We start from the raw sequence: 20,263 nt of genomic DNA, 5'->3' as shown, positions 1-20,263 counted from the left end.
GCGGCGAGAGCGTGAGAGCGCAAGGGCACAAGAGCGCGAGAGCGGCGAACCCCTATATACGAAGCCGCGACAAGCACCGACTGACGATTGACCGACGACCGACCCCGGCTTCGAACCCACAACGATGACCGACGCACCCGACGGAACCACCGAGACAGACGACGAGACCAGCCCCGACTCGGTTCGGGCGAACACCCCCGGCCGCGGCGTCCGCCCGGAAGCGGCCGCCATCGAACCCGCCGCGCCCGACGACTTCGGCCTCGTGCAGGTGTGGTGGGGCGACGGCAAGGGCAAGACCACGGCCGCGATGGGCATGGGCTTTCGCGCCGCCGGCCACGGCTACCGCGTCCACATGCTCCAGTTCCTGAAGGGCGGCGCGGACTCCGTCGAGGCCGTCCGCGGGGAGTACAACGCCATCGCGGCGATGCCCGGGTTCTCCTTCGAGAACCTCGGCCACTACGGCTGGGCCGGGATGGCCGACGGCAGCGACGACGAAGACCACGAGGCGCAGGTCGCCGCCGGCCTCGACCGGGCGCGCGAACTCGTCGACGCCGCGGCCGACGCCGACCTCTCGAAGCCGCTCGCCCTCGACGGCCCGCCCGAGGACGGCGTCCACTTCCTCATCATCGACGAACTCCTCTACGCCGTGGCGATGGGACTGCTCGACGAGGCCGACGTGCTCGACCTCGTGGAGCGCAAGCCCGAGAGCCTCGAACTCGTGTTGACCGGGAGCCACGAGGAGCCGACCTACCTCTCCGACGCCGCGGACCTCGTGACCAACGTCCGAAAGGAGAAACACCCCATCGACGCCGGCCAGCGCGCGAGAAAAGGAACCGAGTACTGAGAGCGTCGGCCAGCCCGGCCTCGGGCCGACGGCTCAGAGCCCCCGGGCGATGTCCAGCGCCTCGTCGGTCGGCACCGGTTCGTCCAGCGACCGCAGCGTCTCGACGAGCGCCGCGACCCGCGATTCGTCGGGGTCGTCGTCGCCGGCGCGCTCCAAGAGCCGCCGGGCCGCGCCGGTCCCGCTCTGCGGGCCGAAGTAGAGCGTCCGCGACCCGCCGAAGACGGCCGGGTCGAACGGCTCGAACGTCGCCGGGTCGTCGAGCATCGCCGCCGTGTGGAGGCCGGACTCGTGGGAGAACACGTCCGCGCCGAGCACCGATTTCTCCGCCGGCACCGACTCGTCGAGCGCCGTCAACACGTCGCTCGCCCGGGGGATGAGCGTCGAGGGGTCGAGCGCGGGGCGGTTCACGGCGCGGCTCGTCTCGGCCGCGACGACGAACTCCTCGACGGGGACGTTTCCGGCGCGCTCGCCGATGCCGGCGACCGACACGTCCACCTTCTGCACGTCGTGGGCGACCGCGGTGAGCGCGTTGGCCGTGGCGACCCCGAGGTCGTCGTGGAAGTGGACGCCGAGGCGGGTCGGGTCGGTGTCGAGGTCGTGGAGGAACGACGACACCTCGAACGGCGTCTTCGAGCCCACGGTGTCCGCGATAGTGAGGTACGTCGCGTCTATCGAGTCGAACAGGTTATCGAGGAACGCGGGGTCGGTCCGGAAGCCGTCCATCGCGGTGAAGTGGACTTCCAGCCCGGTCTCGGTCGCGGAATCGACCGTCTCACCGACGAGCGAGCGCAACTCGTCCGCGTCCTTCCCGAGCAGTTCGGTCCGCTGTCGCTCGCTGGTCGGCGCGAACACGTCGATGACGTCGACGCCGGCGTCGACCGCGGCCTCGACGTCCTTCGGGACGGCCCGGGCGATGCCCGTCAGTTTCGTCTCCACGTCGACCGCGTCGCAGACCTCGCCGGTCTGTGCGCCCGCGATGGGGAAGCCGACCTGTACGTAGTCGACGCCGAGGTCGTCGAGGGCGCGCACGGCCGCGGCTTTCTGTCCCGTCGTGTAGGACGCCCCGGGGCGCTGCTCGCCCTCGCGGCAGGTCACGTCGAGGAGGACCGGCTCCGCGGCGGCCACTCAGACCCCTCCCGCGCGCCGAAGCGCGTCGATGTCGGCGTCGTCGTAGCCGAGCGACGAGAGGATGGCCTCGGTGTGCTCGCCGAGCTTCGGCGGGTCGGTCGAGTCGGGGCGGTCGAAGCCGCTGGCGACGACGGGGAACCGCGGGACGCTGACCGACCGCGACGCTCCCTCGGCGGTCTCGACCTCGGTGAAGAAGTCGGTCGCCCGCAGGTGGGGGTCGGTCGCGACCTCGTCCATCGAGTTCACCTTGGCGACGGGGACGCCGACCTCGCGCAGCCCGGCGACGAGGTCGGCGGCGGGGAGCGTCTCGCACTCGGCGCGGAGCAGGTCCATGAGTTCGTCGAGGTTCTCCCGGCGGTCCGGGAGCGTGGCGAACCGGTCGTCCTCGTGGAGGTCGAGGCCGAGCGCCTCGCAGAGCGCGGTCCACTGGCGCTCGCCGGAGGGGCCGATGAACACCCACTCGTCGTCGGCCGTCTCGAACACGTCGTAGGGTGCCCAGTTGGGGTGTGACGCGCCCATCGGCCCCGGCACGTCGTCGTAGGCCTCGGTGTACGCGAGCCAGTAGCCCATCATCGAGACGGTGGACTCGAACAGCGGCGCGGTCACCTTCGACCCCTCGCCGGTCCGGTCGCGGCGGTAGAGCGCCCCGAGGACCGCTATCGCGCCGTAGAACGACGCGGCCATGTCTGCGATGCTCGTGCCCGACCGGACCGGGGGCATCCCCTCGTGACCGGTGACGCTCATCAGCCCGGACAGCGCCTCGGCGATGGGGTCGAGCGCGGGGTACGACTCGTAGGGGCCGGGGTTGAACCCCTTGATGGAGCAGTAGACGAGGCCCGGATGCGTCTCTCGCAACTGCTCGTAGCCGATGCCGAGTCGCTCGGCGGTCCCCGGCGCGTAGTTCTCGACGACCACGTCGGTCTCGTCGAGCAGGTCGAAGAACGCGTCGAGCGCCGCGTCGGACTTGAGGTCGAGCGTGAGGCTCCGCTTGTCCCGGTTGACGTAGTTGAACGAGCTGTTTCCGACCGGCGACGACCCGCGGATGAGGTCGCCGCCCTCCGGGTGTTCGACCTTGATGACGTCCGCGCCGAGGTCGGCGAGGAGCATCGAGCAGAACGGCCCGGCGATGATGTGGCCGAGTTCGAGGACGCGCACGCCGTCGAGCGGGAGGCCGGACGACGCCGAGGCGGTCGCAGAGCCGGGCGCGTCCGCGGCAGTCTCGGTGCTCTCGGTGCTCTCGGCGCGCTCGGCGCTATCGCCGCTCATGGAGTGACGCCTCCCGCCCCGGCGGGCGACGACGAGCGCTCACTGGCGCGTTCGGAGCCGAAGAGTATGGTCTCGCCGTCCGCACCGAAGACGAACGCGTCTTCGAGGTCGAACGATACGTCGAGTCGGTCGCCCGCCACCGCGTCGTCGACGGCGTCGCTCACCACGTCGAAAGGGGTGCCGTCTTCGAGGCGGCCGTGGACCACGGACTCGGTCCCGAGCGTCTCGACGACCTCCACGTCGACCGAGAGCCGACACGCCCCGGCGGAGCCCACGTCGAGATACTGCGGCCTGATGCCGAGCCTGACGCGGCCGGCGGTCGGGGCGTCGACGCCGACCGGAAGCGAAAGCTCGAACCCGGGGCCGACGAGCACGGTTCCGCCGTCTCCCGACTCGACCGCGCAGTCGACGACGTTGGTCGAGGGCATGCCGATGAACTGCGCGACGTACTCCGAGTTCGGGTAGTCGAACAGCTGTTTCGGCGGGTCGACCTGCGCGAGTTCGCCGTCGCGCAGGAGGACCACCTGGTCGCTCATCGTCATCGCCTCGGTCTGGTCGTGAGTGACGTAGACGACGGTCGTGTCGAGTTCCTGGTGGAGTCGCTGAATCTCGACGCGGAGGTCGGATTTGAGCTTCGCGTCGAGGTCGGACATCGGCTCGTCCAGAAGCAGCACGTCGGGGTCCTGCACGAACGCGCCGCCGAGGGCGACGCGCTGTTGTTGGCCGCCGGAGAGTTCGGCGGGCATCTTCTCCAACTGCGCCTCGATTTGGAGGACTTCGGCGGCCTCGTCGATGCGCTCGTCGCGTTCGGCCTTCGGAACGCCGTGAATCTTCAGGCCGTAGCCGATGTTCTCGCGGACGGACATGTGCGGGTAGAGCGCGATGGACTGGAACACCATCGAGACGTTGCGCTCCTGCGGCGGGAGGTCGGTCACGTCCTCGTCGCCGAACGAGACGGTGCCCGAGGTGGGCGTCTCCAACCCGGCCAACATGCGCAGGGTCGTCGTCTTCCCGCAGCCCGAGGGGCCGACGAAGGTCGTAAACGAGCCTTCGGGGATGTCGAGGCTGAGGTCGTCGACGGCGACGTGCGTGTTTCCGAGGGTGCGAAACTCCTTTCTGACGGTGTCGAGGTGGATGCTGGTTGCCATTATTCGAGGCCTCCAACGCTGAAGCCCTGGAGGAGGTATCGTTGCAGGAACAGTGCGATGAGGAACGGCGGAATCGAGATGAGAAGCGAGACGGCCATCGTCTCGCCCCAGCCGATGCTGACGCGGTCCAAGAACAGCGACGCGCCGACGGTGATGGTGTACATCTCGTCGCGGCTCATCACGACGCGCGCCATGGTGAAGTCGTTCCACGCGACGGCGAACGCGAAGATGGCCGCGGAGATGTAGCCGGGCCGGGCGACCGGCAGGACCACGTCTCTGACGGTGCGCCAGCGACTCGCGCCGCGGACCCACGCGGACTCTTCGAGCGCGATGGGGACGGTCTGGAAGTACTGCCACATCAGCCAGATGCAGAACGGCGCGGAGATGGCCGTCAGCGCGAGGGTGAGCGCGAAGTGGCTGTTGAGCAGGCCGAGCGTCGAGAAGACGACGTACAGCGGGATGGCGAGGACGATGGGGCTGAACATGTACGAGAACAGCACCGCCCGCGCCGCCAGCGACTTCCCGGTGAAGTCGAAGCGCGTCAGGCCGTAGCCCGCAGCGACCGCGATGGTCGTCGAGAGGACGGTCGACCCGAGGGTGACGACGAGGCTGTTGACGAAGTACCGAACCGTGTCGGTCGACCCGAGAAGCACGAGGAAGTTCCGGAGCGACGGCTCGGTGGGCAGCAGGTTCACCCGCCCGCCGGCGAACGTCGTCGCCGGCGACTGGATGGCGATGACCACCATCACGTACACCGGGATGATGGTGAACACCGAGATGAGAAGCGCCGTCAGGTAGACGGCGATTCGCTGGAGGCGTTTCTGGGTGTCGTGGGAGACGAGGCCGCGACCGGAGGACGTCGCCATCTCACGCCACCTCCTTTTCGGGGGCGAACGCCCGGAAGTAGACCACCGCGACGCCGGCGAGGAGGAAGAACATGACGCCGGCGAGCGCCGTCGCCATGCCGAAGTTCACCTCGCTGAACGCGAGTTGGTAGACGCGAATCGGGAGCGTCGTCGTCTGCTGGAGCGGGCCGCCGCGGGTCGAGAGGTAGATGATGTCGAACTTGTTGAACATCCAGATGCCCCTGACGAGGAGGATGATGAGAATCGCGCCGCGGAGGTGCGGGAAGGTGATGTCGCGGAACGCCTGCCACGTTGTCGCGCCCTCGACCCGCGCCCGCTCGTAGAGGTCGGGGTCGATGGCCTGCAAGCGCGCGAGCAGGATGAAGAAGGCGAAGCTGGCGAACTTCCAGACGCTCGTGACGACGACCGCCGGCATGGCGAACTCCAGGGTCGAGAAGAACGCGATGGGTTTGTCGATGAGCCCGGCGTCGACGAGGAACTGGTTCAGAATCCCGATGTTGGGGTCGAGGATGAACTTCCACATGAAGATGACAACGAGCGTCGGCAGGAGGTACGGGAAAATCATCAGCGTCCGCAGGGCGTCGCCGCCGCGGATGCGCTGATTGATGACGAGCGCGAGCCCCAGCCCGATGACGAGGCTCAGCCCCGTCGTCGCCACCGCGTAGACGACGCTGTTCCAGAGGAAGCCCCAGAACGCGCCGTTACCGAGGAGTTCGGCGTAGTTGCCGAGGCCGACGAACTCGGGGCTCCGCACCGGCGACGCGAACAGGCTCATCCCGAGCGCGTAGACGATGGGGATGACCCATACCACGACGAAGAACGCGAGCATCGGGACGAAACACGCCGCCAACAGGAGCGTCGTGCCGTCCACGTCGCGCTCTCGGAGGGCCGACCCGGCGGCTTCCAACCGCGATTTGAGGGCCGTACTCATTGCAACCCGCGGAGTTGCTCGGCCAGCCAGTCGACCGTCTCGTCGGGTGTGAGCCCGCCGACGAGAAACTGGTCCGCAGCCTGTCCGAAGAGCTGTTCGCTGTACGCGTCGGCCGCGACGATGTTCGGCGCGCCGTCGTCGCCCGTTGCGAGGACGCTCGTGAAGGCGTCCCAGTTGTCGCGGACGAGATTCATCACGTCGGGGTGCTGTTGGATGACCTCGTTTTCGGTCACCTCGGGCGCGTCGAGTTGCTCCCGCGTCGGCGGGAACTGGAACAGCGGCGCGGAGAGCACGAAGTCGAAGAAGCGCGACGAACTCGTGAAGAAGTCCACGAATGCCTGTGCGCCCTCGGTGTTCTGGCCGTCGTTGCGGACGAGGTGGCCCTCCATGTACGCCCACCACTTGTCCTGCGCCGCCCCGCTCGGCACGGGGAACGGCATCGGACTGAGGTTCTCGACGAGGTCGGGGCGGTTGGCCTGAATCGTGAGGATGGGGAGGCCGCCGACGCTGGCGATGGCCGCGGCGTTCTCCTGTTGGAGCGCGCCGATGGCGTCGCCCCACGCCCACCCCGAGCCGTTCGGCGAGTGCTCGGCCATCGACTGGACCCACTCGAACGTCTCGACGGCCGCCTGTCGGTTGTCGTCGTCGTCGAGTCTGACCTCGATGCCGTCGGAGGGGCCGCCGTAAATCTCAACGTCGTTCTGCCAGAGGTACTGCGTCATCTGGGTGTCGGCGTTGTTCGTCTGCCCCGACTGGACGACGTAACCCTCCATCGACTCGTTGGCCGATACCTCGCCGGCGGCCTCGACCCACTCGCTCCACGACGCGGGCAGCTCCGAGTACACGTCGTTTCGGTACCAGCCCATGAGCGGTTCGACCATCGCGGCCGCGAAGTACGACTCGCCGCCGACGGTGACCGGGTCGGGCAGGTCGTTATCTTGGACGGCCCCCGTGACCGGCGCGAGGACGCCGTCGCGCTGAAGTCGATACGCGTCCGTCGAGGTGTCGAAAAGCAGGTCCGGCGGGTTGCCCGCGGCGACCATCTTCTGCATCTCGGCGTCCGAGGAGGTTCCCTTCGCCGTGTAAATCATCTCGACCGTGTGGTCGGTCTCCTCCTCGAACTCGGCGATGATTTCGTCCATCACGTCCTTCGAGTCGCCACGGTCCGAGAGGTATCGAATCGGCTCGTTGGAGCCGCCGCCACCGCCGCCGCCGAGACAGCCAGTCGTCGTCACCGCCGCCGCGCTCCCGACCGCCGCGAGGAACGTCCGGCGCGACGACCCGCGCGTTTTCCGCCCGTCTCCACCACGAGAGTAATTCCCATCTATCATGGTAATTGCAAACAATACGTACACCGGTAGAGGCCACGGGAGTAGTGCCTACCCCTGTTGGCTCTTTATATCGGTTTCCGGATATCTGGTGACGTGTTTCAGGTGTACTAGGCGCTTAAAATTCGGAGCGCAGCGTGCGCCGGGGGCCGAGCCGGTCCGGTCGCGGTCAGGTGCTGTCGGGGTTCGCGGGCGTCGTCGCGTCGGCGAGCGCGTCGCTGAGGAGTTTCTTTTCGGCCCGTCGGAGGTGTTCCAACACGGTCGGTCTGCTCACCTCGAACGCCGCCGCGATTTCCTCGACCGTGACGCCCCGCGGCCAGTCGTAGTAGCCGCGTTCGAGCGCGTAGCCGACGACCTCGGCCTGCCGCTTCGAGAGCCGCGTCGAGGGGCCGACGAAGGGTTTCAGCCGCCGGAGTTCGACGGTCCCGAGCGACCGGAGGCCCGAGATGATAGCCTTGAGGTCCGCCCGCCGGAACACGACCACGTCGAAGACGCGCGAGCGACCGTAGAACTGGCTCATCCGCTGGAGCATCCCGTGGTTCTCTCGGATGACGGGGAGCGCGCCGGACGACCGCTTGGTGATGAGCAGTTGGTCGTCGCCGACGAGTTCGAGGTCGCTGACGACCTCGCTGGCGGCGAGCCGGTCGGCCATCTCGTCGCGGTGCTCCCCGGCGTCGACGACGAAGCGGATGTCCGTCTCGCCGAGCACCTCGCAGTTCGTCACGACGACCGGCCCGTCGACGAGGTCGCTCACGTGCGACAGCACGTAATCCTCGTTCAGTTCGAGGAGGATGGTCGCGCGAAGCATCGCTATCGAGACCTCCGGCTGTCGGAGCTGGACGGGCGTCCGAGACGGTCCTGTTCGACCACGGCTACCACGCCGATACGTCGCCCGCGGATAATAGCTGTATCCCGAGGCGGACGACCCGGCGTCCGCGACCCGCGCGGGTCACTCCTCGTCGGGCGACACCGTGATGACGGGAACCGGGGCGCTCCGAACCGTCTGCTCGGCGACGCTCCCGAGGAGAATTCTGTCGACGCCGCTCCGCCCGGTCGTCCCCATGACGACGGCGTGGATGTCGTTGCCCGCGACGTACTCCCGAATCGCCTCGCTCGGCGAGCCGTGTTCGATGGTTTCCGCGAGCTTCGTGACGCCGTGTTCGTTCGCCTCCTCGACGACCTGCGAAATCGCCTCGTTCGCGCCGCGCTCGCTCTCCTCGCCGGAGAGCATCGACCGCACGTCGAACCCGAGCGCGGAGTCGTCGACGACCGAGAGGACGTGGACCGTCGCGTCGAGTTCGGCGGCGAGCGCGAGCCCGTGGCTCGTCGCCCGCTTCGTCGAGCGACTCCCGTCGGTCGGGATGAGGATGCGGTCGTAGGGGAACGTCAGCTCCTCGTCGGGCTTCATGCGGGCGGTGAGCACCGGCCGGTCCGACAGGCGGACGACCTTCTCCGTGACGCTCCCGCGAAGCTGTCGCGAGATACCCTCCCGACCGTGGGTCGGCATCACGACGAGGTCGTAGTCGTACTCCTCGGCGTACTCGACGATGGTCGGTGCGGGGTTGCCTTGTACCACGTCGGTCGAGTAATCGACGCCGAGATTCTGGAGCGTCTCCGCCGCCTCCTCGACAACGCTCTCGCCCTCGCGTTCGAGCGCGTCGACCACGTCGTTCTCGACGACGGTGACGCTGTCGCGGGTCGTGTCGGCGACGAAGAGTAGCCGTATCTCCGCGTCGTCCCAGTGGGCGAGTTCGCTGGCGTGGTGGAGAACCGCGCTCGACGACGTGCTCTCGTCGACGGGCAGGAGGATGCGCTCGTACATGGCTTGTCATACACCCGGTCGCGGGTAAGTCCTTTCGCCGGGCGGCGTTCGCGGACCGCCCGCCGCCGGCGTCACGATCATCGGCGCGCCACACAGTTATCAGACGGCAGTGACAACCGAACGGTGATGGCACCGACGGATGAGTCACCTCGGGGCGGCGAAACGCGGCCGCGACGCAACCGGCGGCACCGACGCCAGCAGCGCGACGACGACGAGACCGGGGTCGACGCGTGGCTCGACGCGACGGTCTACTTCGGGCTCGGACAGCACCTGCTTCTGGCGCTGCCGATGCTCTGGGTCGCCTTCATGACCGTCTCGACCCCGGTGGCGGTCACGACCGCGGCCGTCGTCTCGCTGGCGGTCGCCTGTCTCGCCATCGGCGCGCTCCGGTTGGACGCCGTCTCGGTCGGCGCGCCGTGGCACCGAATCGAAGACAACGAAATCGGTCTCGGCCCCGACGCGGGCTACGGTTTTCTCGTCCGCCGGGCGGCCTATCTGAACGCGACGCTCGGCCTCGGGACGTTCCTCGGCGCGCGCGCCGACCTCGCCGGAGCGGGCTTCCTCGGCTCTGTCGTCGTCGCCGGCGGCGTCGCGCTCTGTGCGATGCTCGCGCTCCCCCGACTGCGCGCCGCGCCGGCCCGCACGTCGGCCGCGGCCGCCGGCGTCTACTACGCCGTCTCGCTCCTCGCGGTCGCGACGTTCCCCGGCGTGGCCGGCCTGTTCTCCCTGTCGCCGTCGGTCGCGCTCTGCGTGCTCGCAGTCGCGGTCGCCGCCGCGTTCGACGTGGCGACCGACCGGAAGCGTCGTTGACGGTCTGTCGGCTCCGCGGCCGTCGCACCGCCGTCCTCGGTCATCAACTTTTCAACCTCGCGCACCGACTCGTCGGGCATGACACTGATTCCGCGACCGGGATGCCCGCCCGAGGTGGCGCAGCGTGACTGACGCCGCGCTCGCCGCCGACGACGTGGCGGCGCTCCGAACGGCGGCCGACACCCTCCGCGGACGACGCGAGGCGGTCGACGACATCGGCCGCGAGGAGCTTCGGACGCTCGCGTCCGCCGTCCGCGACGTGACGGGGATTCTCGACCGCTACGAGGAGCGGGCGACCGACGACCTCGAAGGCTACGTCGAGTTCCGCGAGGCGCTGTCGGACCGGCTGGAGGAGGTCCCCGCCGACGTGCGCCACAGCGACGCCTTCATCGACGCCAACGAGTCGCTCACGACCGGCATCACCTCGTCGCTGTCGGCGTCCGACTTCGAGCAGGCCAGACGCGAACTGGACCCAGCCCGCGAGGAGGCGGCGCTCCTCGACGAACTGGACGAGGCGAGAGACGACTATCGGAGCGCCCGCCGGCGACTGCGGGAGCGCGCGGACGAACTCGACGCGCGAATCGACCGCCTCGAACGCGTGCGGGAACTCGGTGAGGCCGACATCGACGCGCCGGTGGACGAACTCCGCGACCCCATCGAGCGGTACGACGACGCCGTGACCGAGGCGTTCGACCGGTTCCGCGCCAAGTCATCGGCCCGCGAGGTGCTCGCGTGGCTGGCGGCCGCCGAGTCGTACCCGCTGGTCGGGACGCCCAGTCCCCCCGAGCGACTGCGCGAGTACCTCGAAACAGCCGCCATCGGGGACGAGACGATACCCACGCTCGTCGAGTACGCCGGCTACTCGCGGTCGAAACTCGACCACTACGTGGACGACCCGAAGCGATTCGCCGCGGCCGTCGGGACGAACAAACGGTTTCTGGAGACGCTCGACGCCGACCCGCTGACCGTCTCGTGGCCGCCGGACCCCGCCGCTGAACTCCGCTGGCGGACGAAAGAACTCGTCGCCGTCGTGAGTCGGTTCGCCGCCGACGAGACGGTCGCCCGCGCCCGGGAGGTCCACGAACTGACGTACGAGGAGTCGTACGACCGCCTCCGCGACGCCGCGGTCGCCCGCGCGGAACTCACCGAAGACCAGCGTGAGCGACTCCAGCGGGGCGTCGTCGAAGAGGAGTTAGCCGACGCCCGCGAGGAGCGCGAGCGGGTCGCTGACTGCCTCGACGCGAATCCGCCGCTGGACGACTGAGCGTCGCCCGGGGCCGCGGCGGCGAGACCGGACGCCCGACGGCGACAAAAAGCACTTACCCGACTCGGCGGAACTCCCGGTAATGCGTCTCCGGAAACTCGCTCTCCTTCTCGCGGTCGTCGGTCTCGTCTGCCTCCCCGCGCCGGTGTACCTACCCGCGCTCGCGGACGCGACATCGCCGCCGCCGAAAGTCTCGAACTCGTACCGGGCCGAGACGGTCTCGCTTGCGAACCAGTCGGACATCGAGACCATCGTCAACCGGCACGGCCGTTCGGTCTCGATTTCGGTACATCAGGTGAGCCAGCGGTACTCGGCCGGCGAGTACCGCGCGCCGAACGAGACCCGCGGGACGCTGGAGGCGGCGATGCGGAACGGGACCGCCCGGACGACGGCGGCCGGCGCGCAAGTCGACCTCCGCGCCATCGCGCGGAACAACACGTACGTCCACGACGCCTACGGCGAGCGCGAGCAGTACTACCGGCTTCGCGTGCGAGAGAACGGCTCGGTCGTCACGGCGCGAAACGCCACGCTCCAGCGTGTTGCGAACACCACCGTCGAGCGGAGCGCGTACAGCTACGCGAACCTCTCGCCGGCGGCCAGGGGGACGGTCGACAGCATCCTCCGGAACTCCTCGGACGGGGACCTCGGCTACCGGCCGCGGATGAACGACGCCTTCGTGGACCGCCTCCCGGCGCTCATCGAAAAAGAGGGCACGCGTTACAGCATCACCGCCTACACGCACGTCGACGACTTCGGCTTCGGGGCCGCGTTCGTCGTCGGCCTCGGCGTCGCGGGCGTCGGCGCGGTCCTGATTCTCGTCGGGGGCGCGGTGTACGCTATCGCGTGGTGGCGCGAGTAGCGAGAGAAAAGCGGGGTCGAACCGCGAGACTGCGGCGCGGTTCAGGTCAGTTCAGTTCGCGTCGAGGATTTCGACGTCGAAGACGAGCGTCTCGCCCGCGAGTTCGTGGTTGAAGTCGATGCGGACCACGTCGTCGTCGGCGTGGACGATTTCGCCGAGGCCGCCCTGCTGGGTCTGGACGTACAGGCCCTCCTCGGGCTCGTCACCGAGCACTTCGCGGAGCTGTTCGGTCTCGTGCTCGCGGACGAGGTCCTCGTCGTACTCGCCGTAGGCCTTCTCCGGCGGGATTTCGATGCTCTCCTCGTCGCCGACGGACATGCCGACGAGCGCCTCGTCGAGTCCCTCGATGACGGTTCCCGCGCCGACCTCGACCGCGAGCGGCTCGTAGTCGCGGTCGGGCTGGGCCTCCGCGAGACCCTCTGCCTCGGCCACGTCCTGACGCGACGTGTCGAAAACCGTGCCGTCAGGGAGCGTTCCGACGTATTCGAGCGAAACGGAGTCGCCGGTTTCAATCGTCATACCCCGTACTCGCTGCCGGAGACGGATAAGTGACCGCACTGCCGACGAGTATGTAATCTGGTTGTCAGAACGAGGCGCGCTCGTACTCTCGGCGCGCCACCGGAGCGCCTCAGAACAGTCGCCAGACGAGCGACCGGAGTTTGTAGCCCAGCGACCCGCGCTGGTAGCCGTTCCACCCGCTCATCCCGCCCGCGAGCGTCACCGCGTCGTACCCCTCCTCGCGGAGGAGACTCGTCGCCCGCTTGGCGACGATGCCCATCTTGCAGACGACGACCACGTCGCAGTCCCGCGGAATCTCGTCTAGCCGACCTCGAAGCGAGGCGTCGTCGCCCGACCGGAGGTCGTCGTAGACGGGGACGTTTCGGCTCCCGGCGGGTCCGTTCGCGTCGCTCACGTGACTCCCGTCGATTGCGCCGCGCCGGTAGTTCGACGCCGGTCGGATATCGAGGATGAACAGGTCGTCCCCGTCGTCGAGGCGGGCGTCAAGCTCGTCGGGACGAATCGTGGGCACAGGTCTCTCCACGTCGCTGGCGCTTCCGCGTCCCACCCGCCGAGACCGACGCCGTAGCTTGAACACGGCGGTCCGCGTAGCGCCCGTATGGAGTGGGACGAACGCTACCGGACCGGAACGTATCCGACCGACCCGGAGCCGTCGCCGGTGCTGCGGGCGTACCTCGACGAACTGCCAGACGGCCGCGCGCTCGACGTGGCGGCCGGCAGCGGCCGTAACGCGCTGTTTCTCGCCGCAAACGGCTACCGAGTCGACGCGCTCGACCAGTCGAGCGAGGGGTTGAGCATCATCGACGAGCGCGCCCGGGCCCGCGGATTCACCGACCGCGTGGAGACGATTCGGGCCGACGCGACGACCTACGAGTTCCCCGAGTCGACGTACGACCTCGTCACCATCAGCTACTTCCGGACGCTGGACCGCCTCGCCGACATCAAGGCGGCGCTGAAGCCCGGCGGCGTCCTGTTCTACCAGCACCACCTGCGGGCCGACCCGCCCGCGACGGTGGGGCCGAGCACCGACAGATACCGCTTCGACTCGAACGAACTGCTCCGCGCCTGCCTCGACCTCACGGTGCTGTACTACGACGAATCGACCGAACCGCGCGACGACCGGCAGTCCGCGACGGCGACGATTATCGCGCGGAACACGCGGGGTGGGGCGCAGTCGTACCCGCGGAGCAGAGTTTATAAGTAATAATTCTGAGAAAAGGTGTGCAGCGTGATTTGGGGAGAATCCGCAGTTGTACCGAGATGACGAGGAAAACTGTATGTTGTTTCTAAATCATTTAGACAGAGATTTCCCACATAAATCCGGGTGAGAGACGTATCTAATGTGTCTTAGAAGACAACCCAGAGTAGAGTTACAACGTTTGGGAGTTTGAAATTTTATTGACATGAGTTGTCAAAACGAATCCGGGCTTCGACTCCAACTCTTTGTCCGCAATATGATAGAAATCGTATATTAAATTACTCTCCCCTCGCCAGCCGTATCGGCACCGCAGTGAACCAGTATCACAGCCGGGTTCCTACGAGGAAAGCTTCTTCGAGTCGGGGCGGGACTGAGCAGCGACCCTAACCGGATTGGCCGGTGACTGATTGGGTTGCGCGTCGAATCGCCCCCCGTGGCGGTACGCCAACGCCGCCGCGCCATCATTCGGTCGGCTCCGTCCGTTCAATTTTTATCGCTCGGAGACGGTCATACACGAATGACCGTGTTGGATTGGCTCGACGAGCCGCGCATCATCGACACGCACGCCCATCAGCCGACCGCGGAGTTCCTCGAAGACGCCGGCGGGGAGATGATGCAAGACGCGGCGAACAGGTTCGGCGCGGAGATGGAGACGTGGAGCTACGAGGAGATGATAGCCGAGTACCGCGAGCACAACGTCGGGCGGGCGGTGCTCCTCGGGTGGGACGCCGAGACGAACACCGGAAACCCGCCGGTTCCGAACGACTACGTGGCCGAGGTCAGAGACGCGCACCCGGAGTTCTTCGTCGGCTTCGGGAGCGTGGACCCGCTGAAAGACGACTGCGTCGAGGAGGCGGTCCGATGCGTCGAGGACCTCGGTCTCTCGGGGTTCAAGTTCCAGCAAATCGCACAGGGGTTCGACCCGAGCGACGACGAACACAGGGCGCTGTTCGACGCCATCGAGGACCTCGGCGTGCCGGTCGTCTTCCACGGCGGGAACTCCACGCTCGGGGCGTGCTCGCCCGGCGGCCGCGGCCTGAAAATCAAGTACGGCGACCCGATGCTCATCGACGACGTGGCCGCCGAGCACCCGGACCTCCAGATTCTCATCGCCCACCCGGCGTACCCGTGGGAAAAAGAGCAACTCGCCATCTGCCAGCAGAAGGGCAACGTCTACATGGACCTCTCGGGGTGGCTCCCGAAGTACATCGACGAGCAGGTGCTTCACTACGCCAAGACCGTCTTGCAGGACAAGGTGATGTTCGGCACCGACTACCCGATGATTCGACCGGGGCGGTGGTTCGAGTCCTTCGAGGAGCACTTCGACGCCTCCGAGGAGGTGAAGCGAAAACTCCTCTGGGAGAACGCGGAACGGTTCCTCGAGTTATAGATATGTCGGATGCGCTAGTTCAGTAACATTCAATATGTGTTCCGAACGCGTTTTCGTATGGGGATTGGGACAGTCAATATTCAGATACAGTATCGTTGGGACGGGCGATGAAGTACGAGAACCGACAGCTTACCGCGAAGCAACAGGCAATTCTCTATAAAAAGAGAGACAACCCGAACTGGTCTAACACACGTATAGCAACCGCAGTGGGGTGCTCCGATTCACACGTATCAGAGACGTTGCGTAATTACGACCCGGACAAACTCAACGACGATGGAACAATCGCGGTACCCGTTGAATCGGAAAAGGAGTCCGCAGGAGGCAGATTGAAATGGGTGGTCGCGAGTCTATGTGTCCAGTTTTGGGGCATCATGTATGCGTTTGGCGGTCCAAATAGCGGCGCAGTAAGTGGAGACCAAGCAGTACTCGTGTTTCTCTTCGCGTGGATGGTCACGCCGGTCGTAATCTTCGCTGATGCCCAGTTACAACATGCTGAACAGGTGTCCAACCGGCCAAACAGAGTCGTGTGGCCAATAGCGTCATTTTTCATACCCGTTGTCGCATCACTGTACTACGTCGTGAAGCGCCTCTAAACTACTCAAACTCCGGCCGCCGTTTCTCTAAGAACGCGGAAACGCCCTCTTCGTGGGCGTCGGTGTCGTAGGCGAGCGTCTGGGCGTGGGCCTCGCGTTCGAGGCCGTCCGTCCACGACCGGCCGAGGTTCGCGTGTATCGCTTCTTTCGCCAGCGCGAGCGTCTCCGTCGGCTGGGCGGCGAGCGTCTCCACCGTCTCGCCCACGACGGCATCGAGGTCGGCGGGCTCGACCGCCTCGTTCACGAGGTCGAGTTCCGCGGCGCGCTCGGCCGAGACGAGTTTCCCGGTGAAGGCGAGTTCCTTCGCGGCGCGGAGGCCGACCAACCGAGGGAGCGTCACCGTCGCGCCCGCGTCGGGGACGAGTCCGACGTTGACGAACGACGCGCCGAAGCGGGCGTCGCGGGCGGCGTAGGCGAAGTCGCAGGCGGCGACGACGGAGGTCCCCGCGCCCACGGCGTCGCCGTTGACGCGGGCGACGACCGGCACCGGGGCGGTGAGAATCGCCTCGGCGACGCGGCCGAGGGTGCCGCGGACGCGCTCGTAGGCCTCCCGGGCGGTCTCGTCGCGCTCGGCCATCGCCCGGATGTCGCCGCCGGCGCTGAAGGCGTCGCCGTCGCCCGTTATCACCGCGGCGTCGAACGCCTCGGGAGAGAGCGCTTCGAGCGCCGCCGAGAGCTCTCGGGCCACGTCGGCGGTGAACGCGTTTTTCGCCTCGGGTCTATCGAACGTCACGGTCCGGACGCCGTCGGCGTCGTCGACTCGCATACCCGCGCTACGGGGACGCGGGGTAAATAACCTCGCCGGCGAACCGGCGGGCGAGTCGAGCGAGTCGCCGCGGTTCCGGTTCACGCGAGCAGCGCCCCGAACACCGACTGTTGCGCCCGGCGGAGCCGTTCGAGGAACGCCGACTTGCTGATTCCGAGTTCGTCCGCCACGTCCCGAGCCGTGATACTCCGGGGGAGGTCGAAGTACCCCATCTCGACGGCCGCCCGGAGGGCGGCTTCCTGCGCGGGCGTGAGGTCCCACGCTCGACCGATGGGCGATTCCTCGTCCGCCCGAAGCGGGTAGATGCGCTGGAGTTGGATACCGACGGTGCCGCCGGCCGTCTCCATCACGCCGCGGAGTACGTCGTAGCCGACGACCGCCCCGCGCATCGTCGCGCCGCCGTCGTCGTACCGCATCGACTCGACGAGGAAGCCGGCGTCGACGAGCTCGTGGACGACGCAGGGGTGTTTCGAGAGACAACGGAAGGTGTACGTGTCGTCGCCGCGGGTGACGTGGAGGTAGCGGATGGCGTCGTCGTCGTCGAGGGCCTCGGGGAGCCGGTCGTCCGCGGGAGCCGAAAAATGAAGCAGGACGTTGCCGTCGGCGCGGAGTTGCGGCGCGTTCGCGTCGACCGCGACGGGGACCGCGTCGGTCGCCCGTGCCAGCGGGCAGTCGTCGCCGTCGATGCGAAACTCGGCCACCAAGCACTCCGCTATCATCTGCGTGTGGGTACGCGACAGTGATATAAAAAGGCAGGCCATGGACGGGTCAATTCGTAAGTAGTTATAGATGATAGTTCCTGATAGACCAATGGACCTCGAAACCGTCAAAGAACGGGCGGGCCCGCGGCAGTTCGCTCCGAAAGACGACATGCCGGAGGAGTACCGCAAGGCCGCGACGCGGATGATTCAGTTCCACGCGAACAGCGAGGTGATGGGCGGGTACCTCGAAAAGCCGTTCATCCGGCAAGCGCCGAGCATCGACCGAAAGCTGGCGTTCTCGGCGAAGGTGCAGGACGAAATCGGCCACGCGCAACTGCTCTACCGCGCCGCCGAGTCCCTCGGCATCAAGACGCGCGACGAGATGCTGGACGAACTCGCCCGCGGCGACGGCAAGTTCCTCAACTGCTTCCACTACCCGATGGAGTCGTGGCACGAGGTGCCGATGATAGCGTTCTTCGTCGACGGCGCGGCCATGCACCGGCAGGCGACGCTCAAGAACACGTCGTGGACGCCGTACGCCCACGCGATGGACAAAGTGTGCTTCGAGGAGGGCTTCCACGTCAAACACGGCGAATCCATCCTCTCCGAGTTGATGAACGGGTCGAAGGCGACCCAAGAGAAGACGCAGGCCGCCTTCGAGACGTGGTGGCCGCGCATCATCCAGTTCTTCGGCCCGACCAACGACAAGTCCGTCCACAACGACTTCGCGCAGGAGGTCGGCCTGAAGACGAAGTCCAACGACGAACTTCGCGACACCTTCCTCGACACCTACGTCCCGAAAGCGGAGAAGTACGGCCTCGTCGTCCCCGAGTACCCGCGCATCGAGTACGACGAGGAACTCGACACCTACCACGTCAACGAGGACGACCTGAACTGGGACGAGTTCTGGACCATCGCCAAGAACGCCTCGGACGGGAGCCACGAGCAGATTAACTCCCGCGCAAAGGCGCAGGCGGCGGTCGAGTGGGTGCGCGAATCGATGCACAGTTGGGAGGGCGCGTCGGGGGCCGAAACCCCGCAGGCGGCGGACTGAGAACCATGATTTGGGAAGTGTTCAGACAGGACAAACCGGGAGCGTACCACAAACACTGCGGCAACGTCCACGCGCCGGACCGCGAGTTGGCGCTCCAGTTCGCGGCCGTCCAGCACGGCCGACGGATGAAGACCCACAGCCTGTGGGTCGTTCCGCACGACGAAATCGGTGAAATCGACGCCGACGAGACGAGCTTCGGCGGGACGACCGACAAGACCTACCGCTGGGCCACCTCGTACACGGACATCGAACCGGCCGCGCCGGAAGTCGCCGAAAGCGAGGCCGAGCAGGCCGACGTGGAGAAATCGCTCGAGGCGGACAGCTAACCATGCCCGACGCCCTCAATCCCGAAGACCTCGACGCCGAACAGCGCGCCGCGCTCGAAGAGCTGCTGTTCCGCCTCGCGGACGACGAGTACGTCCACGGCGAGCGCCTCATCGAGTGGCAGATTTACGCGCCGACGCTGGAGTCCGACCTCGCGTTGGCGAACGTCGCACAGGACGAATTCGGCCACGCCCGCCTGTGGTACGACCTGCTCGAAGAACTCGGCCACACCGAGGCGGAACTCATCTGGGAGCGCCCCGCCGACGAGTTCAGACACGCCACGCTGGTCGAACTCCCGTTCGCGGAGGGCGACTGGGCCGACGTGGTCCTTCGGAGCTACCTCTACGACGCCGCCGAGCGCCTGCGCCTCGACGCGCTCGTCGACACCAGCTACGCGCCGCTCTCCGACCGCGTCGGCAAGGTGCTGAGCGAGGAGCGCTACCACCTCGAAAACGCCCAGAGCTGGCTCGACCGCCTCGCCGAGGGCGACAGCCGCGACCGCGTGCAGGACGCGCTCGACCGGCTGTTCCCCCACGCACTCTCGCTTTTCGTCGAGCCCGAATACGAGGACGCAATCGTCGACAACGGCTTCCGGACGATGTCCACCGCCGACCTCCGCATCGAGTGGCTGGAGACGGTCATTCCGTACCTCGAATCGCTCGGGCTCGACGTGCCCGAACCCGACGAGGTCGAGCGCCCGAGCGCCCGCGGCCGCGACGGCACCCACACCGACCACTGGGACGAACTGGCCGCGGAGTTCCGACGGACGTACGAGGAGCTCGAAGCGCCCGAACCAGCGCGAATCGGCAGGGAGCGTGTCTGACGTGAGCGCCGACGACGGGGCCGACGCGACCGCCTGCGGCTACACGGAGTACGTCGACGGCGAGGTCCCCGAGGGCTTCCCGAAGACGGGCGTCGGAGCCACGGGCGTCGAAGCCGACATCTGGGACGCCCTCTACGAAATCGAGGACCCCGAGATGCCGGTGAGCATCGTCGACCTCGGCCTCATCTACGACGTTCGGGTCGTCGAGCGAGAGGGCGAAGACGGCGAGACGAAGACGCTCGGTATCGTCGAGATGACGCTGACGTACACCGGCTGTCCGGCGCGCGACTACCTCGAAAACGACGTGCAGTGCGCGATTCTGGCGGCCGGCGTCGACGAGGCGTCCGTACGGCTCCGGTTCACGCCGGAGTGGACCGTCGACATGGTGACCGAGGCGGGCCGCGAAGCCCTCCGCGAGTTCGGGCTGGGGGTGTGAGCGATGCGCCGCTTCGACCCAAGCACCGAGACGACGGGCGAGACATCGGGCGCGGAGTGCCCGTACTGCGGTGGCACGAACACCGTCCGCGAGCACCCGAAAGGGCCGGGACTGTGCCGGTCGATGCACTTCTGTAACGACTGTCAAGAGCCGTTCCAGCGGTTCGAATAACGTCGGCGGAGCGACCGGAGAA

The 20,263-nt window shown here is 67.2% G+C and carries 24 protein-coding genes; 12 read left to right on the top strand and 12 right to left on the bottom strand.

Going from position 1 to position 20,263, the window contains the following annotated elements; translation table 11 throughout:
• The first annotated feature begins 124 nt into the window (after nucleotides 1–124).
• Nucleotides 125–844, top strand: coding sequence for a cob(I)yrinic acid a,c-diamide adenosyltransferase (locus E4P24_RS15620; protein ID WP_004064463.1), 720 nt, complete (start codon nucleotides 125–127; stop codon nucleotides 842–844).
• Between the two features lie 33 nt (nucleotides 845–877).
• Here the strand turns inward: E4P24_RS15620 and E4P24_RS15615 are convergent, their stop codons facing one another.
• From E4P24_RS15615 to E4P24_RS15580, 8 genes are all read right to left on the bottom strand, one after another.
• A complete protein-coding gene (locus tag E4P24_RS15615; protein WP_115891600.1) occupies nucleotides 878–1,969 on the bottom strand; it encodes a LeuA family protein in 1,092 nt (363 codons plus the stop codon).
• Nucleotides 1,970–3,238, bottom strand: coding sequence for a CaiB/BaiF CoA-transferase family protein (locus tag E4P24_RS15610; RefSeq protein WP_188148736.1), 1,269 nt, complete (start codon nucleotides 3,236–3,238; stop codon nucleotides 1,970–1,972).
• Nucleotides 3,235–4,386 (bottom strand): ABC transporter ATP-binding protein, encoded by a 1,152-nt coding sequence (locus E4P24_RS15605; protein WP_188148735.1) that lies wholly within the window; start codon nucleotides 4,384–4,386, stop codon nucleotides 3,235–3,237. Before E4P24_RS15605 ends, E4P24_RS15610 begins: the two co-directional genes overlap by 4 nt.
• Nucleotides 4,386–5,252: a carbohydrate ABC transporter permease gene (locus tag E4P24_RS15600; protein WP_004040845.1), complete on the bottom strand. Its 867-nt coding sequence runs from the start codon at nucleotides 5,250–5,252 to the stop codon at nucleotides 4,386–4,388. Before E4P24_RS15600 ends, E4P24_RS15605 begins: the two co-directional genes overlap by 1 nt.
• 1 nt (nucleotide 5,253) lies before the next feature.
• On the bottom strand, nucleotides 5,254–6,183 hold the full coding sequence (locus tag E4P24_RS15595; RefSeq protein ID WP_004040846.1) for a carbohydrate ABC transporter permease: 930 nt from the start codon (nucleotides 6,181–6,183) through the stop codon (nucleotides 5,254–5,256).
• Entirely contained in the window at nucleotides 6,180–7,418 is a 1,239-nt protein-coding gene (locus tag E4P24_RS15590) for an extracellular solute-binding protein (protein WP_188148896.1), read from the bottom strand. The genes E4P24_RS15595 and E4P24_RS15590 overlap by 4 nt, the downstream gene beginning before the upstream one ends.
• Before the next feature lie 262 nt (nucleotides 7,419–7,680).
• Entirely contained in the window at nucleotides 7,681–8,319 is a 639-nt protein-coding gene (locus E4P24_RS15585; RefSeq protein WP_004064449.1) for a helix-turn-helix domain-containing protein, read from the bottom strand.
• A gap of 141 nt (nucleotides 8,320–8,460) precedes the next feature.
• The gene (locus E4P24_RS15580) at nucleotides 8,461–9,333 is read right to left on the bottom strand and encodes a universal stress protein (RefSeq protein ID WP_008607220.1); all 873 of its coding nucleotides are present in this window, start codon (nucleotides 9,331–9,333) and stop codon (nucleotides 8,461–8,463) included.
• A gap of 126 nt (nucleotides 9,334–9,459) precedes the next feature.
• On the opposite strand from E4P24_RS15580, the gene E4P24_RS15575 reads away from it, so the two are divergent.
• The 3 genes from E4P24_RS15575 (at nucleotide 9,460) to E4P24_RS15565 (ending at nucleotide 12,266) form a co-directional block, all read left to right on the top strand.
• A complete protein-coding gene (locus E4P24_RS15575) occupies nucleotides 9,460–10,143 on the top strand; it encodes a hypothetical protein (protein ID WP_115803733.1) in 684 nt (227 codons plus the stop codon).
• A gap of 124 nt (nucleotides 10,144–10,267) precedes the next feature.
• The gene (locus E4P24_RS15570; protein WP_115803734.1) at nucleotides 10,268–11,407 is read left to right on the top strand and encodes a hypothetical protein; all 1,140 of its coding nucleotides are present in this window, start codon (nucleotides 10,268–10,270) and stop codon (nucleotides 11,405–11,407) included.
• 82 nt (nucleotides 11,408–11,489) lie between these two features.
• The gene (locus E4P24_RS15565) at nucleotides 11,490–12,266 is read left to right on the top strand and encodes a hypothetical protein (RefSeq protein WP_188148734.1); all 777 of its coding nucleotides are present in this window, start codon (nucleotides 11,490–11,492) and stop codon (nucleotides 12,264–12,266) included.
• A gap of 51 nt (nucleotides 12,267–12,317) precedes the next feature.
• Here E4P24_RS15565 and E4P24_RS15560 read toward each other — a convergent pair whose 3' ends face one another.
• Nucleotides 12,318–12,785 carry a peptidylprolyl isomerase gene (locus E4P24_RS15560; RefSeq protein ID WP_004064439.1) on the bottom strand — a complete coding sequence of 156 codons (468 nt, stop codon included), beginning with the start codon at nucleotides 12,783–12,785 and terminating at the stop codon, nucleotides 12,318–12,320.
• 109 nt (nucleotides 12,786–12,894) lie between these two features.
• A complete protein-coding gene (locus E4P24_RS15555; RefSeq protein WP_115803736.1) occupies nucleotides 12,895–13,296 on the bottom strand; it encodes a rhodanese-like domain-containing protein in 402 nt (133 codons plus the stop codon).
• A gap of 87 nt (nucleotides 13,297–13,383) precedes the next feature.
• Between E4P24_RS15555 and E4P24_RS15550 the strand changes: the two genes are divergently transcribed.
• The 3 genes from E4P24_RS15550 to E4P24_RS15540 all read left to right on the top strand — a co-directional run bounded on the left by E4P24_RS15550 (nucleotide 13,384) and on the right by E4P24_RS15540 (nucleotide 15,966).
• Nucleotides 13,384–13,989 carry a bifunctional 2-polyprenyl-6-hydroxyphenol methylase/3-demethylubiquinol 3-O-methyltransferase UbiG gene (locus E4P24_RS15550; RefSeq protein ID WP_008611552.1) on the top strand — a complete coding sequence of 202 codons (606 nt, stop codon included), beginning with the start codon at nucleotides 13,384–13,386 and terminating at the stop codon, nucleotides 13,987–13,989.
• Nucleotides 13,990–14,500: 511 nt separating this feature from the next.
• Nucleotides 14,501–15,373 carry an amidohydrolase family protein gene (locus E4P24_RS15545; protein WP_188148733.1) on the top strand — a complete coding sequence of 291 codons (873 nt, stop codon included), beginning with the start codon at nucleotides 14,501–14,503 and terminating at the stop codon, nucleotides 15,371–15,373.
• Between the two features lie 107 nt (nucleotides 15,374–15,480).
• Nucleotides 15,481–15,966, top strand: coding sequence for a hypothetical protein (locus tag E4P24_RS15540; protein ID WP_188148907.1), 486 nt, complete (start codon nucleotides 15,481–15,483; stop codon nucleotides 15,964–15,966).
• A gap of 1 nt (nucleotide 15,967) precedes the next feature.
• Here E4P24_RS15540 and E4P24_RS15535 read toward each other — a convergent pair whose 3' ends face one another.
• Both E4P24_RS15535 and E4P24_RS15530 read right to left on the bottom strand, forming a co-directional pair.
• Nucleotides 15,968–16,732 (bottom strand): enoyl-CoA hydratase/isomerase family protein, encoded by a 765-nt coding sequence (locus E4P24_RS15535; RefSeq protein WP_004064433.1) that lies wholly within the window; start codon nucleotides 16,730–16,732, stop codon nucleotides 15,968–15,970.
• 80 nt (nucleotides 16,733–16,812) lie between these two features.
• Nucleotides 16,813–17,451, bottom strand: coding sequence for a helix-turn-helix domain-containing protein (locus tag E4P24_RS15530; protein ID WP_115803739.1), 639 nt, complete (start codon nucleotides 17,449–17,451; stop codon nucleotides 16,813–16,815).
• 91 nt (nucleotides 17,452–17,542) lie between these two features.
• On the opposite strand from E4P24_RS15530, the gene paaA reads away from it, so the two are divergent.
• The 5 genes from paaA to paaE are packed head-to-tail and all read left to right on the top strand — an operon-like array spanning nucleotide 17,543 to nucleotide 20,241.
• A complete protein-coding gene (gene paaA / locus E4P24_RS15525) occupies nucleotides 17,543–18,487 on the top strand; it encodes a 1,2-phenylacetyl-CoA epoxidase subunit PaaA (RefSeq protein ID WP_004040858.1) in 945 nt (314 codons plus the stop codon).
• A gap of 5 nt (nucleotides 18,488–18,492) precedes the next feature.
• Nucleotides 18,493–18,813: a 1,2-phenylacetyl-CoA epoxidase subunit PaaB gene (gene paaB / locus E4P24_RS15520; protein WP_004040859.1), complete on the top strand. Its 321-nt coding sequence runs from the start codon at nucleotides 18,493–18,495 to the stop codon at nucleotides 18,811–18,813.
• 2 nt (nucleotides 18,814–18,815) lie between these two features.
• Nucleotides 18,816–19,634: a 1,2-phenylacetyl-CoA epoxidase subunit PaaC gene (gene paaC, locus E4P24_RS15515; protein WP_115803741.1), complete on the top strand. Its 819-nt coding sequence runs from the start codon at nucleotides 18,816–18,818 to the stop codon at nucleotides 19,632–19,634.
• Nucleotides 19,627–20,070: a 1,2-phenylacetyl-CoA epoxidase subunit PaaD gene (paaD, locus tag E4P24_RS15510; protein ID WP_115803742.1), complete on the top strand. Its 444-nt coding sequence runs from the start codon at nucleotides 19,627–19,629 to the stop codon at nucleotides 20,068–20,070. The genes paaC and paaD overlap by 8 nt, the downstream gene beginning before the upstream one ends.
• Nucleotides 20,071–20,073: 3 nt before the next feature.
• Nucleotides 20,074–20,241, top strand: a complete 168-nt coding sequence (paaE, locus tag E4P24_RS15505; protein ID WP_004040862.1) for a 1,2-phenylacetyl-CoA epoxidase subunit PaaE — start codon at nucleotides 20,074–20,076, stop codon at nucleotides 20,239–20,241.
• Nucleotides 20,242–20,263: the final 22 nt, after the last annotated feature.

Source organism: Haloferax sp. AS1 (assembly GCF_014530665.1).
GTDB lineage: Archaea > Halobacteriota > Halobacteria > Halobacteriales > Haloferacaceae > Haloferax > Haloferax volcanii.
This window is presented reverse-complemented; position numbering and strand designations above follow the sequence as displayed.

Bases quoted from the DNA above. Each gene is read 5' to 3' on its own strand.
- E4P24_RS15620 (WP_004064463.1), top strand. From the start codon at position 125: ATGACCGACGCACCCGACGGAACCACCGAGACAGACGACGAGACCAGC.
- E4P24_RS15610 (WP_188148736.1), bottom strand. From the start codon at position 3,238: ATGAGCGGCGATAGCGCCGAGCGCGCCGAGAGCACCGAGAGCACCGAG.
- E4P24_RS15605 (WP_188148735.1), bottom strand. From the start codon at position 4,386: ATGGCAACCAGCATCCACCTCGACACCGTCAGAAAGGAGTTTCGCACC.
- E4P24_RS15600 (WP_004040845.1), bottom strand. From the start codon at position 5,252: ATGGCGACGTCCTCCGGTCGCGGCCTCGTCTCCCACGACACCCAGAAA.
- E4P24_RS15595 (WP_004040846.1), bottom strand. From the start codon at position 6,183: ATGAGTACGGCCCTCAAATCGCGGTTGGAAGCCGCCGGGTCGGCCCTC.
- E4P24_RS15585 (WP_004064449.1), bottom strand. From the start codon at position 8,319: ATGCTTCGCGCGACCATCCTCCTCGAACTGAACGAGGATTACGTGCTG.
- E4P24_RS15580 (WP_008607220.1), bottom strand. From the start codon at position 9,333: ATGTACGAGCGCATCCTCCTGCCCGTCGACGAGAGCACGTCGTCGAGC.
- E4P24_RS15575 (WP_115803733.1), top strand. From the start codon at position 9,460: ATGGCACCGACGGATGAGTCACCTCGGGGCGGCGAAACGCGGCCGCGA.
- E4P24_RS15565 (WP_188148734.1), top strand. From the start codon at position 11,490: ATGCGTCTCCGGAAACTCGCTCTCCTTCTCGCGGTCGTCGGTCTCGTC.
- E4P24_RS15560 (WP_004064439.1), bottom strand. From the start codon at position 12,785: ATGACGATTGAAACCGGCGACTCCGTTTCGCTCGAATACGTCGGAACG.
- E4P24_RS15550 (WP_008611552.1), top strand. From the start codon at position 13,384: ATGGAGTGGGACGAACGCTACCGGACCGGAACGTATCCGACCGACCCG.
- E4P24_RS15545 (WP_188148733.1), top strand. From the start codon at position 14,501: ATGACCGTGTTGGATTGGCTCGACGAGCCGCGCATCATCGACACGCAC.
- E4P24_RS15540 (WP_188148907.1), top strand. From the start codon at position 15,481: ATGAAGTACGAGAACCGACAGCTTACCGCGAAGCAACAGGCAATTCTC.
- E4P24_RS15535 (WP_004064433.1), bottom strand. From the start codon at position 16,732: ATGCGAGTCGACGACGCCGACGGCGTCCGGACCGTGACGTTCGATAGA.
- E4P24_RS15530 (WP_115803739.1), bottom strand. From the start codon at position 17,451: ATGATAGCGGAGTGCTTGGTGGCCGAGTTTCGCATCGACGGCGACGAC.
- paaA (WP_004040858.1), top strand. From the start codon at position 17,543: ATGGACCTCGAAACCGTCAAAGAACGGGCGGGCCCGCGGCAGTTCGCT.
- paaB (WP_004040859.1), top strand. From the start codon at position 18,493: ATGATTTGGGAAGTGTTCAGACAGGACAAACCGGGAGCGTACCACAAA.
- paaC (WP_115803741.1), top strand. From the start codon at position 18,816: ATGCCCGACGCCCTCAATCCCGAAGACCTCGACGCCGAACAGCGCGCC.
- paaE (WP_004040862.1), top strand. From the start codon at position 20,074: ATGCGCCGCTTCGACCCAAGCACCGAGACGACGGGCGAGACATCGGGC.